Origin of the sequence: Agarivorans sp. OAG1, from assembly GCF_037076485.1 — a bacterium.
In the GTDB taxonomy this organism is placed as follows: Bacteria; Pseudomonadota; Gammaproteobacteria; order Enterobacterales; family Celerinatantimonadaceae; genus Agarivorans; species Agarivorans albus.
In genome coordinates, this window is sequence record NZ_AP028990.1 from 3508535 (window position 1) to 3523518 (window position 14984).

Sequence of the window (14984 nt, forward strand, 5' to 3'; positions counted from 1 at the left end):
AAAGGCAGGAAGCTAAGTCTATGAAAGAAATAACTATTTGCGCCCTTTATAAATTTGTTCGCCTAGATAATTATAAAGAGCTTCAAGATCCATTGTTAGCGTTAATGAAACAACAACAGGTGCGAGGCACATTATTACTGGCTGAAGAAGGCATAAATGGCACCATTGCCGGTCCAGACACTGGCATAAGCACGGTGTTGGCTTGGCTTAAAAGCGACAGTCGATTAAGCCAACTTACCGACAAACGCTCGTACAGCGAGCAGCAGCCCTTTAACCGCTCTCGGGTTAAGCTCAAAAAAGAGATTGTAACCATGGGTGTGGAGGGTATAGACCCAAACCATGTGGTTGGCTCTTACGTTAAACCTGAAGACTGGAACGCCTTAATTGCTGATCCAGAAGTGATGGTGGTTGATACCCGCAACGACTACGAAATTCAACTGGGTAGTTTTAAGCATGCGGTTAATCCACATACCGATACCTTTCGCGAATTCCCAGACTATGTCGCTGAAGAGCTAGACCCAGGAAAACACAAAAAAGTAGCAATGTTTTGCACTGGCGGCATTCGCTGTGAAAAATCCACCGCTTATTTAAAAGAGCAAGGTTTTGAAGAGGTCTATCACTTAGAGGGTGGCATTCTAAAATACCTAGAAGAAGTGCCTGAAGAGAACTCCTTATGGCAAGGTGACTGCTTTGTATTTGATGAACGCGTAACAGTTGATCATCAATTACAACCAGGTGACTACAAACTATGCAGCGGTTGTAGAATGCCCATTTCACCCAGTGATAAGCAAAGCGCCAAATTTGAACAAGGCGTTAGCTGCCCGCACTGCCATGACAAGCTAAGCGATGAGCAAAAAATGCGTTTTAGAGAACGTGAAAAACAAGTTCGCCTAGCTAAGCAGCGTGGTGAGCAACATGTGGGGATGGAAGCAGCAGAACATAGCCAACAGCGCCGAGAGCAAAAGCTGCAACTGCGCCAAGCGCAACGAGCCGACAAAAAATAGTGAGTAGCTGGGGCTTGTTAGCTATCAACTAACAAGCCTGACTTAATCACTTAGCCTTTAAGCGGTTGTTCACATCGCGGCTGCTACGAATAAGTGCTTCGCCACCGCTAGCTTTATCTGATTTTGCTAAGCGATCGTAGAGCACCACATTCACCGTGGCGGCCAAGTTCAAACAGCCTTTGGTGGGAACATAAACCACCTCATCAGCTTTATCGACTAACGCTTGGCTAATTGAGCCATCTTCGGGACCAAACACATATAAAGCCTGCTCTGGGTGAACAAACTCCGGTAAAGGCGTAGCCCCTTCGGCTAACTCTATACACACTAGTTTTACCTGATCGCCAGCTTGCTCAGCAAGCTCATCAACGCCGGTTAGCGGTATGTTCAAACTTTGGTTTTTAGTATCGGTATTAAAGCGGGCTGCACGTGCATAACGCTGGCCGGTGTAATACACGGCATTAGCGCCAAAACACCCAGCGGCACGCATTACCGAACCCACATTGCTAGGGCTTTTAGGGTTAACTAATCCAATTTGAACAAACTTTTGAGACATATTTATCGATAAAACCTATAAGAAGAGCGCAGTATTAATTACAGCAAAATCAACGAGGCGAAATTGTAACTGAATTTACTGCCTCGCCCCACTCACTAGAGCAAACTAATTAGCCTGAGAACAGCTTATTTAGGCGAATTAGCCCATGGGTCTGCACTATCAATCTGATTAGATTTCTCAGCTTTAGGTTTTGCGCTACGAGCTTTAGCCGGACGGCTAGGTCTCGCTTTTGGCTTAGGCTTGTTTTGCACTTGAGGCTTGGCAGTAATATCTATCACTACTGGTGCGCGAGGCTTTTGATCTAAGGGCACTAAACGGTCGCGAGGCGGCAGTGCATATTGAACATCATCGGGACGCGGTAAATGCTTAAAACGATAGAGATAAAAACTCTCTACCTTTTCGCGAGCCCAGTCAGTTTTACGCAGAAACTTAAGGCAAGACTTAGTATTTGGGTTATTGCGAAAGCAATTCATATTCAAGGCAAACGCTAAGGTTTCCCAGCCGTAATGCTCAACAATTTCATCGAGCAGCACTTCCAGCTTTAAGCCGTGCAAGGGGTTGTTTTGTTGCAAATCTTTCATCAAGTTTTCCAATATTTAGCGCTTGAATTAAACAGTGATTGTAGCAAAGCTATGCCAGCCGCTTTTAGACCTTAGTCATTCTTCGCTTTGCCCAACGCTCATTAATCGCCAGTGCAGCTAATATAATGGCAGCACCAATGCTTAAGCGCATAATGTCGGCATCATGATTCCAAATCAACAGATTTACCGCAATGCCCGCTGGGATAAGTAAGTTATTAGCAACGGCTAATGCACCAATATTGACTAAGGTAGCGCCTTTGTTCCAAGCAAAGTATCCCAAGCCAGAGGCTATTGTACCCAAATACACCAACACTCCCCACTGGGTTGCTGTAGTTGGCAAGCGCTCTGAATTACCCATCGCCAAATAGGCAATCACAGCCACTACCAAAGCACCTACAAAAAACCAAGCAAACACGGTTTGCTGGGCTAAGTGCTTAGGCTCATTAGCCATGATCCGTTTGTAAGCAACTTGGCCGGTAGCAAAACATAAGTTGGCGCCTTGCACCAATAAAAAACCAGTCACAAAACCTTGGTCTATCCCTTCATAACGGATCGCCACCGCACCTAAAGTAGCGATAAAAGCACTTAATAAAAACTGCCAATTAAAACGTCGCTCAAAAGCATCATTCACCAAGGTGACGTAAATGGGAGTCATCACTGTAAACAGCAATACTTCAGGAACCGACAAGAATAAGAATGACTGATAATAAAAGCCATACATGCAGCCTAATTGAATAGCCCCCACCAACATTAATTTTAAAGCTAAGCTCCGGCTAACTTGTTTAGGTTTCAAAAACGGCAGAAAGACCAGTGTTGCCAGTGCAACTCTCATTAACACCGAAAACCAAGCGTCTACTTGGCCAGCTAAATACACGCCAATTAAACTAAAAGAAAAAGCCCACAATAGGGTTATCGACAATAAATACTGCATAGATGTTCTTTGAGTAGGGAACAAAAGCTAGAGCATATCTCAGAACGAAATTAAACCATCGATATCAATAGCTTTTTAAAGATTCATATTAGGTATATAGCGAACTAGTCGCTTATAGACCTTGCAAATATACTACTTTGCTACATCAACTAAATAGGGACCACTAGGTAAGTATGTAGCTGCGTCAGAATAAAAAACCTGATAATTGGCGGTTCGAGTTAAAGGCATGTAATCAGGCGCGGCTCTATTTATGCTCGCCGTAATCACTGCACCTATTAGGTCAGCTAAAGCGTTTCCTGTAGAAGAGTTTTGTGGTGTATATTCCATATGCTTATCTGCTTGCCAAAGAACCTCTCCTTGACGCCCTCTAATTTCATAGGAAATATCAACAATGGTGGTGCTAGCAAGCAACAAGTAAGTCGTATCCCACTGATTGATGGTTACATACAAAACACTGTCAGCATCAAACATTTCAGCAATAGTATTGCTAGGTAACTGATGGATCTCTTCTGCTTCGTATAGTCCTTCATACTCCAATATAGTTTTAACTGTATTGATAGGAAATATGTAATAACCTTTCTCAGCTAACATTACTGGCAATGAGCTGTATACAGACAGTGGAGCATTTACATCTACGCTATGATTTACTACAGGTAAAATCAAAATCGAACTTGGGTCTCCAAGATCAAACTCTTGTGTAACTTCTGGAGTAGTTTGACAAGCACTAACGAAAATAAGAATGACAAATGGAATTATTCTTTTAAACATTTTAGTTTTTCTCTTCTGTATCAGTTTGTCTTTCTAAGTTTTGAACAATAGCATCCATCAACGCTTTACTCTCCGGCCAAGTCGAAGCTTCTTTTTTATAATAAGTAATTGCGTTTTCAATATCGCCCGTCTTTAATTTAAACGTTCCAACCTCCGCATAAAGGCCAGGAGCAGGGGTTTGACTATTACTTTCAAGCTGGACAATGTGAGCTTCAACCAACTCAGGAAAATTAGCGGCTTCCACTGGATCATAGTAGTACTCATATATACCTTCATCATACCCTCCCCAATCATATAAGGTCGTTTGTGTAGATGCGCAGCCAGCAAGAATTGTTGTAATCAAAATCACCCCTAGTTTAAGAAACTTCATTAGTTAACAACCACCTGTTTAGTTACTCCATCACCTAGGTAAATCTTTTCTTTAAGGATCACCTCTTCATTTCTTTTTAGCTCAATAACATGGGAACCCGGCAATAGTCGCAGTGCTGCAGAGTCCGCCTTATAATCGGAAGCCAATCCAGATTCCAAACCATCAACCCACACTTTATACTCGCTAAGAACAACATTATCCGACGCAGCAATAAAAGATAACTGCGGACGGTTGTCAACAGTTGTGCTCGTAGTAGTAGGCATTTGAACACAACCAGCTAAACCAAGAAAACTAAACAATAAAACAAATACGGTAGCCTTCATCATTACTTTATCTCCATGATATCAACAGTAGTAATATCTAAATTATCAATCGAGCCTTCAACGACCTCTGCTATTGCGCCCTCATTGGTTTCGCTTTCTCCGAATAATTGAATAACTTTAATAGCCCCAATTTTTTTACCCGGGAGCGTTACTAGGAACCCTGTTTGCTTAGACTTTATTTCCTTGCCTTTTGTAACAATGCTGAACTCCATGTCCTCACGAACCCCCTGGCTTTTACCGCCGCTGACATAAACCAAGCCATCTTCAATCGCTAAAATATCTGTTTTCCAAGGCCTTTTTTGAATTTGAGCAGTCAATTTATTTACGGCGTCAGAGATTGCATTTGAGATAGCTAAATCATTGAGTGTTCCATCATAGGAAGCTTTAGAGCCAAAACCTGCAACTGAAGCTGATTCGGTAGAAGCTTGGCCGGCACCAGAAAGTGAGTGATAGACATGACCTGTTTTCGAATCAACTAAGCGCAAGTCGACTTTCGCGTGAGCAACTTGAGTCTTTGTAGAAGATAAGAACCCCGACTCGCCCTCTGTTTTTCTACCAAATTCAGTTAAAGAGCCAATAATCAGCGTATCAACGCCGATTAATTCAATACTTTCACCTGTGAGTTCTGCTTCATCCTTTAAACGTTCGATGTCGGGGCGTTCAAATACCAAATAACTACCTGATTCTGTTAAAGCCTTTGACAACATATCAGTTACTTGCTTACCTAACACATCGCCCTTTGAGTCTCTCAGCAAACTCTTACCATAAATTGTTTCATTAGTTATGCGACCTAATGCCACTTTCCTTTTAAGTAAAGGCTGTGTAGGCTTAGCCAAAGTTTGGTTTTGAGCTTCAAGCTGCTGCTGTTGAGAATTCTGATTCTCTTTAGATTCAACTTGCGGAGATTGAGTGGAACATGCAGAAAGAAATAGCAAGCCGATAACAGGTAAACCTATTCGGTAGTGTACACTTTTCATAGAAACATCCAGTTTGTTAAGTAATTCGAGAATATACCACAGAGTAAATAAACAGAAATAACTAAACACCTAAAGACAAGTAATAATTTTATTTTTAACAAATAAATTCTAAAATTGAGAACAAAAATCGAAGCCTGCCCACTTGTTAACAAATAAATTACATATGAAAGAATTTCAGTGTGGCTAATAAAATCGACATCATGTAAAGATTCAATTTAAGCCCAATTCTTTTTGCAGCTTTTTAGTTAGGATGAGACTCTGTAAGGGAGTATCTTAGCTGCTCATCTATAGTGGAGGCTCTACATTAGGCGTTTTAATTGAAGAATGACTAAATCCATTTCCCCCTCTCTCAACAGCAAGGCAAAGAAACCATCCCTTGCCGTGAAAGAGCGTAGCGACTCAAGCTAAATGCCTAGAACCTGCATCATCTATGCAAATAGCAATTAGATTATTACCTAGAAGCGATAATCTAAAGAAACAGTGTAAGTATTGCTATAAGGTAAAGATAGCGATGTAGACTCTCCACTTTCTCTAGTGAAGCCTTCGGAATAACTCTCAAACATATGACGATACTGAACATCTACAGATAGGCTTTCAGTTAACTTGTATTGCATGCCAAGCTGTAAGCCATAGGTAAAATCGGTTTTACTTGATTGATGAGAATAACGCGAGCTTGGATTACCATCTTGCGGCTTGTGTTCAATCGATAACTTAGCCTTGTTATTCACTAGCCCCACTGTAGCGCCACCAAATAAAGAGAAGTTTTCACTCAATGGATGAAGATAGTCATACGAAAGTAAGTATTCGTTCTGCGCCAATTGGGCTTTAGAATCAAAATGGCTTGGGTACTCTCCTAAAGCATTGCGATAGACAGTAGCGTCGCTCATGTAGTTTACCGTTGCAGTAACACGGTGGTTCTCACTTAAATACACACCACCACGAACGTGGATAGCAGCTCGCCCAGCATCAGTCGAATAATTACTTAGCAGTGTGTCTGAAGCATCAACTTTCACATTTTGATAGCCAGCACCACCACCAATGAAAAATTCATTGGCCAATACAGAATGGCTGGTCAAACCGCCAATTACTAATGCCAATAACGTATTTTTCATAATGTTTCCTAATAAACTCAGTAAATTGGCGACATTATTATTTGATACATTTTGCAGTTCTAATTAGTAAATCAAATTAAGATCATAAGCTATACTTATCACAAAGCTAAAACTCATAAGAGAACCTAAGTTCCGGATGAAATGAAAATGAATCACAACCTTTACCAGCAATTAGACTTAAACCTACTTAGAACTTTTTTGATCTTATATGAAGAACTAAACATGCGTAGAGCAGCTGAACGCTTGTTTATATCGCAACCGGCCGTAAGCCAAGCCTTAAAAAAATTACGCTACCACTTCAATGATGAATTATTTGTAAAAGTATCTGCAGGCTTAGAAGCCACTGCATTTGCAGATGAGCTAAAAGCTGATATTTATCCACACCTGTCGGGCTTAGAAAGTGTTATAAACAAAAACATCGAACTTGATCTTCAATCACTAAATCAAACTCTCGAAATAGCTCTTTCGCCAGTTGTAATGGCTTGCCTTTCTGGCTCTCTATATAAAGCCATAACCAAGCAAGCCCCAAACGCCAAGCTAGTGTTAACTGCGTGGTCTAGCTCAACACTTGAAGATATAAGAAAAGGAAAAACGCTACTTGGTGTGAACTACGATTTAAAACATCCCAAAGAGCTATATAGTAAGCGCCTTGTTCAACTCGAAGGACGAGCAATTGTTAGACAAGGTCACCCCTTAGCAGCTCAAACTGTCACCCTAGCTGAATTAGCAAAGTACGACATTGCGTCAATGATCATCCCAGGCTGGAACGATAATTTTGTTTGGTTACAAAAGGTTATGGAAGAAAAAGGCTTAACTAGTAGGGTCGGCTTTCGGTCTGAAATAATGATGGCACTGATTGATGTTGTACTACACACGAACATGTTTTTACCTCATTCAAACTTATTTCCTCAGGAGTTTTATCCCAATTTAAGAGTCTTAAAGATAGAACAAAGCCACTTGATTTATAATGAAAGCATACAAAGCTTGTATCACATCAAGAACCGTAACAACCCGGTACAACTATGGTTAAGCCAACTCATTAAAAAGGTTCTCGAAGAACAATTGCTGGCTAACAAAGACTAAATTTGATGGTGAATAATTGATGCTGATTAAGCTCAAATTCGAGTTTTAATTTAGTTAAAAACCTGCCAAAGTAGCGCTCTATTTTTTGCTGAGGTTTTACCATGTTTTACAGCCCATCTGAGGCATTTAACGCCTATTTAAGCATTCCTGAGCGTATGCCTAAAAATGTTCCAGTAGAGAAGTGTCAAACCATTAACAACATTACTGACATCGTAGACGAAGTTGATGTTTTTTTATTTGATGCCTACGGCGTATTAAATGTTGGTGGAACAGCGATAGATGGGGCTAAACAGCAAATCGATAAGTTACGACAAGCTGGTAAAGTAGTAATGGTGGTCACCAATGCCGCCACCCAAAACAAGCAGCAACTGTTCAACAAGTTTGTTCGACTTGGTTTTGATTTTAGTGACCAAGAGATAGTAAACAGCCGAGAAGTATTGCTGCAATACATGGATTTACACAGCAACTCACGCTTAGGGGTAATCACCCTCCCTGAGTTTCGCCTAGATATTCAACGCCCTTGTTTATACCCAGAGGACCAAGAGTTTTGGCAAGCCGAAGAGTTTTTGTTTTTAAGTGGGCAGGCTTGGAACGAAAGCTTGCAACAGCGTTTTATCACCGAGCTTAATAACAACCCTCGCAGAGTGTGGGTGGGCAACTCTGACCTAATTGCGCCTCTAGAAGATGGTGTATCACAAGAGCCAGGTAGTTTTACCCTTACCCTGCCTAAAGAGCTTTACCCTAACGTTCGCTGTTTTGGTAAACCTTATGCGCCAATATTTGAAGAAGCACTCAGCCGAATAAAACAAAGCTATGGTGAAGTAAATCCGCAGCGCATAGCGATGATTGGCGATACTCTGCATACCGATATATTGGGTGGCAATGCGATGGGTTTTAAAACCGTACTGGTCACACAGCACGGCTTTTTGCGTGGTTTAGATGTTGCAGAGCATATAGCTAAAAGCCAAATTACCCCGCACTATCAGTTAGCCTCTATCTAAGTCTTACTGCCCGTGAGTGCGAATTGGCTAAGCGGGCCCTACTCTCAACTTAATGAACAGAATCCTCTGTTTGAGTAAGAAAAACCTGCAAGGTTTGGCATTTTTGCTGACGCTGTTGGCTATCAAGCTGGCCCCACTCCTGCTCAGCAACGTGAACTAGGTTAGACACCACCGAATCCATAGGTTTATCCTGCTGTTTAGCCATAGCGGCAACTTCTTCTCGCCCTAGTTTAATCGCCTCTTGATTACCCAATAGCCAGGCTTGAAAATCACCAGTTAAACTTTTGTTTCCCGGTTTTGCTGCGCAAAGGCCACTTAGTGAATGATAAATAATCGACTGAGCAAATAATTGCTGATTAGATGATACCGAAGTTTGTGGAAATGCAGCCGCTGGCAAACTCACTAGCACACTAAGCATTGCAACAACACTGAGGCAAAATGGCTTAATCATTGGTTTATCCTTTTCCAAATGCGATTTACTAGGGGCTGTTTATCTTTCGAGCTGATTTTTGCAGCTGTTTGTGGACTATTTATACAAGGCAGAAGCTTTGATGTGTAGTGAGCCTACATGAGAAGCTGATAACGCAGTAGAAATAAGCCACAAACGCTGCCCGAAGGGTTCGGCTAAAATCGTTTTATGCTTTGTTAAGGCCTGTTTACTTAGAATGCTAGGCTACACACTCCTTGCCGCGCCTAAAACGATTTTTTCACGAACAAAATTTAATCGCGAAAGATAAACAGCCCCTAGCCTAGGTGAATAATCGAGCGCTTGCAGCAGAAACACAGGTTCTCATGATATGCATCAACTGAGTAGTGATTTTAAGCTCTGCAACTGCTCACTCGCAGCTTCAAAGTCATACTCAGCTGCGGCCTTGTTAATGCCCAACAATTGCTTTTTCACCTCGGGTGGAAAAGCAAGCTCTGCTAGTTCATCTATTCGCTCTACTGCATCAACGTCGCACTCTTCCAACTGTGCTTCTAGGGTGCTCAGTTCGGCCTTAAGTTGCTGCATGTTGTTTTGTTGTTGGCTGTCGTCTTCAGCTATCTCATGAGTAGTGCCTTTAGGTAGTAACAAGTCTATTTCTTGAAAGACCAGCTCTAGCAAAGTGCTTACATCTGACAATAAAGACTGGATCCGCTCGTGACTATTTTTATAACTGTTGCTGCCCTCTGCCGACAAGATACTGGCAGCAACCGCTTCAAGTTCGGCAGCTGCGGCTTGCAATGAAAGCGCTCCAATATTCCCAGCGTTGCCTTTTAAAGTATGTATTAAACGTGTAGCTAATACCCAGTCTGACTCACCGCAGGCTTGCTCAAATTGTTCCGCAAAACTGCGCTGGTTAATACTAAATTTATTCAGCAGTTTGAAGTACAAGTTGGCGTTGCCATTACACGTTGCTAAACCAGCAGTCTGAACAATAATTTCGGGATTTAAGCCTTCGGTAATCCCCGTAGGCACTGGCTCTTCTTGCGCACTAACAGGTGCTGTTTGTTGCAAACCAGAAGCGCTAATCCACTCGGCCATGGTGTTTATCATAGCCTCTACATCAATAGGTTTGCTGATGTAGTCATTCATGCCTGCGCTTATCACTCGCTCTCTATCGCCACTCATGGCGTTAGCGGTCATAGCGATAATCACCAGCTCTAAATCAAACTCTCGGATCTTTTGGGTGGCTGTGTAGCCATCCATGACCGGCATTTGGATATCCATCAATACCCCATCAAAAGCGCTTTGATGTAGCTTCTCTATAGCCAACTTGCCGTTTTCTGCTAACTCGCAACTTACCCCTATGCTGTTAAGTAGTTCTATGGCTAAGTCTTGATTTAACTCGTTATCTTCCACCAGCAGCACATGTGCGCCCTGCAACTTCTGTTTGGCTAAAGTGAGTTTGTCGCTAAGTTTGGCCAACGGCGTATACAAGGCAACATCACGCCCACTTACTTCAGCTATAGCGTTAAAGACTTCCGAAGCCGTAATTGGTTTAGCTAAATATGCACTAACGCCAGCATCTTCACTTTGCGCTTTAAAGCGGGCATGGTCATACGCCGACACCATAATAAATTTAACCGGATGACTGCCAGCTTCTTGGCGAATTGCTTCACAAGTGGCAACGCCGTCCATATCTGGCATGTTCCAATCAACAATGGCTACATCAAACTTGTTAGGGTGTTTAGCCACTAAGGCCTGTGCTTCTGAGCCAGCATGTACCACGCTAACTTCTGGGCCAAAAGACGACACGATAGAGGCCATAATTTCAGCCGCACTTTCATTATCATCCACCACTAAAATGCACATATTCTCTAAGCTGCTTGGGCTAATCGCACTGCGCATGGCAGGCCGTTCATGGTTTAGCTTAAACCACGCAGTAAACAAGAACTCGGTGCCTTCACCCAAGGCGCTCTCTAGCCAAATCTCACCTTCCATTAGCTCAACTAATCGCTTACAAATAGTTAAACCTAAGCCGGTTCCGCCGTATTGACGAGTGGTAGAGGCATCAGCTTGAGTGAATGATTGAAACAGTTTTTGTTGTTGCTCGGGCGAAATACCAATGCCCGTGTCGCGCACCGAAAATTGCAATTTGGCACGGTTGGTTTGCTGTTCCAATAACTTAACTGAGAAAGCTATTTCGCCCTGCTCTGTAAACTTAATCGCATTGCTAGCCAAGTTAGTGAATATTTGCCCTAAGCGAAGCGGATCGCCCATTAGGTTATGCGGCACCGAAGGCTCGACCACTGTGAGCACCTCAACCCCTTTATCCTGAGCCTTTAACTCGATTAAGTTGAGCTGGTTTTGCAAGATATCTTGAATGCTAATATCTAAGCATTCCATGTCTAGTTTGCCAGCTTCTATTTTCGAGAAGTCGAGAATATCGTTAATGATTCCAAGTAAAGAAGCCGCAGCATGGGAAACTTTATTTAGGTAACCGCGAGTTTTGCGGTCCAGCTCCGCATTTAGCGCCAAGTGCGTCATGCCAATAATGGCATTCATTGGGGTACGAATTTCATGGCTCATATTAGCCAAGAAATCTGATTTAGCTTTGTTGGCATTATCGGCTTCATCAATAGCCAAGCTCAGCTGATTATTCAGGTCTTTAAGTTCACTAATGTCGTAACACCAAAACAATACCGCTGGTTGGTCTTTAAACTGGGTATTTAAGTAGTTAGCCGAGCCGATAAATTGGCTACCATCGGTGCGTTTAAAGTTCATTTCGACATTGGCAACAGCTTCTCCTTGCGCCAATTTTCTGTAGCATTCATCGCGCTGGCTAATATCACAATAAATATTGGTAACTTGAAAATCATCCAGCTCGTTTGCTTCCACGCCAAACATGTCACGGCAGGTTTTATTGGAAAAAACAGTTTTGTTATTTTGTACAATGGCTACCCCAATCGGCGCAGCATTGAGCATATCGAACAGCAGCTGCTCGCGTTGTTGGATTTTTTGCTCTGCTAACTCTCTGGCTTTGATATGTGAGGCCAGCTTTCGGTTCCAAAACAGCGTTAAAAATATTAATACCAAGGCACCCATAGAAATTTGAGTAACCAAGCCGTAGTCTACTTTTTCAACCAGTTTGTTAGGTACCCAGCTTAAAGTAATGTCATCACTTTGCTGTTGAGTTACAGCATCAATCGCTTTATTAATGATGCTATGTAACAAAGGCTCTGACTTAATCACAAACAACGTAGATACAATCTCTCGGTCAAAGTCAGCCGCGATCGCCATCTGGCTGTAACCACGCGTTTGAATCAGGTAGTTAAGCACCAACAAGCTATCGACCATGCCGTGATATTCACCATCGGCTACAGCGATAAAACCTTGCTCGGTGTTCTCTGGGTATTGCCAGTCAATATCGGGATAACGATTAACAATACTGCGGGTTTGCGAAGCTCCTTTTATAATGCCTATTTTCTTACCCGCCAACTGCTCAGCTGAACCAAAAAAGCCATCTCGCTCTAAGCCCATGTAGGCCAACTCGCTTTCCACCAAAGGCAGCGCAGGATGGTAATCCAACTCTAACCACTTATTATTAAGTGCCGCAGATACCAGCTTTACCTCGCGATTTTGAATCAACTTAAGAGAATCTTGCCAACTCTCGACAGGCACGGGTTTAAGCGTTAAACCGGTGCTCACACTTAATAGCTGCAAATAATCAGCCACTATCCCAATGTAGTTGCCATCTTCATCGAAGGCTTCATAGGGTAAGGCAGACGGATCAACAGCTACCGCAACTTCAGGATTATCAGCCATCCAGGCTAATTCTTCTTTGGTGAAATTTATCTGCTGACCAGACAATTGATGGCGCTCGTAACTATCTCTTAGATCGGCTGTTTGCTCTTCGTTTAATAAAGTAAATCGACTGATATTTGGAATGCTAGGGCTACCAATTTGCGAGGAGCTTGTGGCTTCGAAATACAGAATAACCTCTCCCACTTTATCGGGGTTGTTGTTATGCACAAAGTAGCTCTCTTTAGACAGCTTACTCAGGTGGCTAATCTGCAGCACATCCACTTCTTTGAGTTGACCGTCTATTTCTTGAGCTTTAAATATCACCTTAGGCGGAGAGTCTGAACTAACAACAATGGCTTTTATATTCGAGTTCTTCTGAAAAACACCCGCGATATGTTTAATGATTTTAAGGTCATCATTGAAAATGTATGGCGCAAGCACATCACTCAATAAACTGGCGCGCTTTATTTGATTACTAAAGTCTGATTTAGCGTATAAGTCATTCAGTTTGGAGTAATCAGCACTTTGCTTAAACTCCTGTAAAGCTTGATTAAAAATGTCGCGATAATATTCATTTCTAAAAGCAACGGCATAACCCACGTCGGCTTGCTCAAAAATGTCGTGAACCACAAAATCACTTTGCAGTAAGGCCGTTAATCCCGAATGTTTTATCGTCCACTCCAGCAAGTTTTGGTCTGCGATAATCACTTGAGCATTGCCTGAAAAGAACTGCTCCAAGGATTGCTCTTGAACACCATATTCTTGATAGCTCGAGGATACCTTAGCAACGCCGGCTAAAGACTTACCTAACACCTCAGATGCGCCCTCAAAGGCCGTTACGCTAAACTCAGCAAGCTGAGAGACCTTAGTAATATTGAGCTGATCGGTTTTACGGGTTAATGCCACATTGTGAAACTGCACGATGTTATCGGAATAAAATAACTCATCATCTTTTTTTGCCACCAAGCCGGCCGAAAAATCTAAGCTTTGATCTTCACTTAATATTTCATGAGCCCGCACAGTAGGAATTTGTTCTATGTCCCCTAGTTGATAACCAATAGAGGATAAGACTTCGCGAACAATTTCCAGCTCGAGGCCCACTTCAGAGCTTTGATCATACATGTAGGGGGGCCGACCAAAACCAAATGCTCCCGGTAGCAGCTGCTGAGACGAACTGTCTGTTAACCAACGCCCACGAATTTTGTTGCGGGTAGCTATGTCTATTTTTTTGATCGACTTGTCGATGATGGATAGCAATACTGGAGAGTGTTTAGCCAAGCCCATATGAATAGGAATGTTTTTCCGCCCCAACACCACAGAGTTATTTTTAATGTTGCTTAAACGCAACTTGTTTTTGATATACAGCGCGGAACTCAGCTCGGCAATAGCAGCATAGGCTTCACCGTCGGCCACTGCTTGTAGTGTATGCGACAGCTCTGGATAGGTTTTAAACTTTAGCTGGGGAAAGTTTGTTTTTAACCAATTTACTTGCTCAAAGCCTTCAACAATGGCAACCACTTTTCCGGCTAAATCATCAACACTGGCAATAGTAGGAACGTCGCTTTGGGTAAAGACATATTCGGTATGTAGCAAAAATGGATGTGAGTAATTAACAAAGTCTTGTTTGGCTGAGTCTAAGTACATCATTGGAATCAACGAGAACTCGCCGCTTTTTAGGCCTTGCAACATGTCTTTCCATTGCATACCCAATTTGTAATCGAAACGAAGCCCAGAAATTTCTTCAATAACATCAAGGTACGAGCGAGTCACTCCATCAAAATCACCTTGAAGGTTAATAAATGCATAGGGGTAAAAGTTTGCATCGGGGGCCACTGACACCACCGTATTCTCAGCAATCCATTGTTTTTCTTGTTGAGTAAACTCTTCAACTTGAGATTGAGACCAAGCGTTGGCAGCTAGCAGTAAACTTAATATCGCTACAATTGCAGCGGTGATTCGGCTCAGCATATTCCTTTATCCAAGTCTGATGTGTAATTTCAACGGGCATTTAAGCTGATGATTTACTGTAAGAAGTAGAGAGCTACTTGGCTTA

The 14984-nt window shown here is 42.4% G+C and carries 13 protein-coding genes; 3 read left to right on the plus strand and 10 right to left on the minus strand.

The features are described from left to right. Positions 1-20 precede the first annotated feature (20 nt). Complete coding sequence (locus tag OAG1_RS16040) at positions 21-1004, plus strand: rhodanese-related sulfurtransferase (RefSeq protein WP_338621975.1); 984 nt, start codon at positions 21-23, stop codon at positions 1002-1004. 46 nt (positions 1005-1050) lie between these two features. Here OAG1_RS16040 and OAG1_RS16045 read toward each other — a convergent pair whose 3' ends face one another. The 8 genes from OAG1_RS16045 to OAG1_RS16080 all read right to left on the minus strand — a co-directional run bounded on the left by OAG1_RS16045 (position 1051) and on the right by OAG1_RS16080 (position 6619). Beyond that, complete coding sequence (locus OAG1_RS16045) at positions 1051-1557, minus strand: RNA methyltransferase (protein WP_338621976.1); 507 nt, start codon at positions 1555-1557, stop codon at positions 1051-1053. Between the two features lie 125 nt (positions 1558-1682). After that, entirely contained in the window at positions 1683-2138 is a 456-nt protein-coding gene (locus OAG1_RS16050) for a VF530 family DNA-binding protein (RefSeq protein WP_338621977.1), read from the minus strand. Between the two features lie 64 nt (positions 2139-2202). Beyond that, positions 2203-3069, minus strand: coding sequence for a carboxylate/amino acid/amine transporter (locus OAG1_RS16055; RefSeq protein WP_338621978.1), 867 nt, complete (start codon positions 3067-3069; stop codon positions 2203-2205). Between the two features lie 132 nt (positions 3070-3201). Next, on the minus strand, positions 3202-3837 hold the full coding sequence (locus tag OAG1_RS16060) for a GNA1162 family protein (RefSeq protein ID WP_016400934.1): 636 nt from the start codon (positions 3835-3837) through the stop codon (positions 3202-3204). Between the two features lies 1 nt (position 3838). Next, positions 3839-4207 carry a DUF4810 domain-containing protein gene (locus tag OAG1_RS16065; RefSeq protein ID WP_338621979.1) on the minus strand — a complete coding sequence of 123 codons (369 nt, stop codon included), beginning with the start codon at positions 4205-4207 and terminating at the stop codon, positions 3839-3841. After that, positions 4207-4533 carry a hypothetical protein gene (locus tag OAG1_RS16070; RefSeq protein ID WP_338621980.1) on the minus strand — a complete coding sequence of 109 codons (327 nt, stop codon included), beginning with the start codon at positions 4531-4533 and terminating at the stop codon, positions 4207-4209. The genes OAG1_RS16065 and OAG1_RS16070 overlap by 1 nt, the downstream gene beginning before the upstream one ends. Beyond that, a complete protein-coding gene (locus OAG1_RS16075; RefSeq protein ID WP_338621981.1) occupies positions 4533-5507 on the minus strand; it encodes a CsgG/HfaB family protein in 975 nt (324 codons plus the stop codon). Before OAG1_RS16075 ends, OAG1_RS16070 begins: the two co-directional genes overlap by 1 nt. A gap of 455 nt (positions 5508-5962) precedes the next feature. Beyond that, positions 5963-6619 carry an outer membrane beta-barrel protein gene (locus tag OAG1_RS16080; RefSeq protein WP_338621982.1) on the minus strand — a complete coding sequence of 219 codons (657 nt, stop codon included), beginning with the start codon at positions 6617-6619 and terminating at the stop codon, positions 5963-5965. Between the two features lie 147 nt (positions 6620-6766). Here OAG1_RS16080 and OAG1_RS16085 point away from each other — a divergent pair, with 147 nt between their 5' ends. Both OAG1_RS16085 and OAG1_RS16090 read left to right on the plus strand, forming a co-directional pair. Continuing rightward, on the plus strand, positions 6767-7702 hold the full coding sequence (locus OAG1_RS16085) for a LysR family transcriptional regulator (RefSeq protein ID WP_338621983.1): 936 nt from the start codon (positions 6767-6769) through the stop codon (positions 7700-7702). Positions 7703-7803: 101 nt separating this feature from the next. Next, positions 7804-8703, plus strand: a complete 900-nt coding sequence (locus tag OAG1_RS16090; protein WP_338621984.1) for an HAD-IIA family hydrolase — start codon at positions 7804-7806, stop codon at positions 8701-8703. Positions 8704-8752: 49 nt separating this feature from the next. Here OAG1_RS16090 and OAG1_RS16095 read toward each other — a convergent pair whose 3' ends face one another. Both OAG1_RS16095 and OAG1_RS16100 read right to left on the minus strand, forming a co-directional pair. Further along, the gene (locus tag OAG1_RS16095; RefSeq protein WP_338621985.1) at positions 8753-9154 is read right to left on the minus strand and encodes a hypothetical protein; all 402 of its coding nucleotides are present in this window, start codon (positions 9152-9154) and stop codon (positions 8753-8755) included. Positions 9155-9505: 351 nt separating this feature from the next. Then, complete coding sequence (locus OAG1_RS16100) at positions 9506-14899, minus strand: transporter substrate-binding domain-containing protein (RefSeq protein ID WP_338621986.1); 5394 nt, start codon at positions 14897-14899, stop codon at positions 9506-9508. Positions 14900-14984 lie beyond the last annotated feature (85 nt).

What these genes read in the sequence shown, in the direction of transcription:
- OAG1_RS16040 (WP_338621975.1), top strand. Translation starts at nt 21, where the DNA reads ATGAAAGAAATAACTATTTGCGCCCTTTATAAATTTGTTCGCCTAGAT.
- OAG1_RS16045 (WP_338621976.1), bottom strand. Translation starts at nt 1,557, where the DNA reads ATGTCTCAAAAGTTTGTTCAAATTGGATTAGTTAACCCTAAAAGCCCT.
- OAG1_RS16050 (WP_338621977.1), bottom strand. Translation starts at nt 2,138, where the DNA reads ATGAAAGATTTGCAACAAAACAACCCCTTGCACGGCTTAAAGCTGGAA.
- OAG1_RS16055 (WP_338621978.1), bottom strand. Translation starts at nt 3,069, where the DNA reads ATGCAGTATTTATTGTCGATAACCCTATTGTGGGCTTTTTCTTTTAGT.
- OAG1_RS16060 (WP_016400934.1), bottom strand. Translation starts at nt 3,837, where the DNA reads ATGTTTAAAAGAATAATTCCATTTGTCATTCTTATTTTCGTTAGTGCT.
- OAG1_RS16065 (WP_338621979.1), bottom strand. Translation starts at nt 4,207, where the DNA reads ATGAAGTTTCTTAAACTAGGGGTGATTTTGATTACAACAATTCTTGCT.
- OAG1_RS16070 (WP_338621980.1), bottom strand. Translation starts at nt 4,533, where the DNA reads ATGATGAAGGCTACCGTATTTGTTTTATTGTTTAGTTTTCTTGGTTTA.
- OAG1_RS16075 (WP_338621981.1), bottom strand. Translation starts at nt 5,507, where the DNA reads ATGAAAAGTGTACACTACCGAATAGGTTTACCTGTTATCGGCTTGCTA.
- OAG1_RS16080 (WP_338621982.1), bottom strand. Translation starts at nt 6,619, where the DNA reads ATGAAAAATACGTTATTGGCATTAGTAATTGGCGGTTTGACCAGCCAT.
- OAG1_RS16085 (WP_338621983.1), top strand. Translation starts at nt 6,767, where the DNA reads ATGAATCACAACCTTTACCAGCAATTAGACTTAAACCTACTTAGAACT.
- OAG1_RS16090 (WP_338621984.1), top strand. Translation starts at nt 7,804, where the DNA reads ATGTTTTACAGCCCATCTGAGGCATTTAACGCCTATTTAAGCATTCCT.
- OAG1_RS16095 (WP_338621985.1), bottom strand. Translation starts at nt 9,154, where the DNA reads ATGATTAAGCCATTTTGCCTCAGTGTTGTTGCAATGCTTAGTGTGCTA.
- OAG1_RS16100 (WP_338621986.1), bottom strand. Translation starts at nt 14,899, where the DNA reads ATGCTGAGCCGAATCACCGCTGCAATTGTAGCGATATTAAGTTTACTG.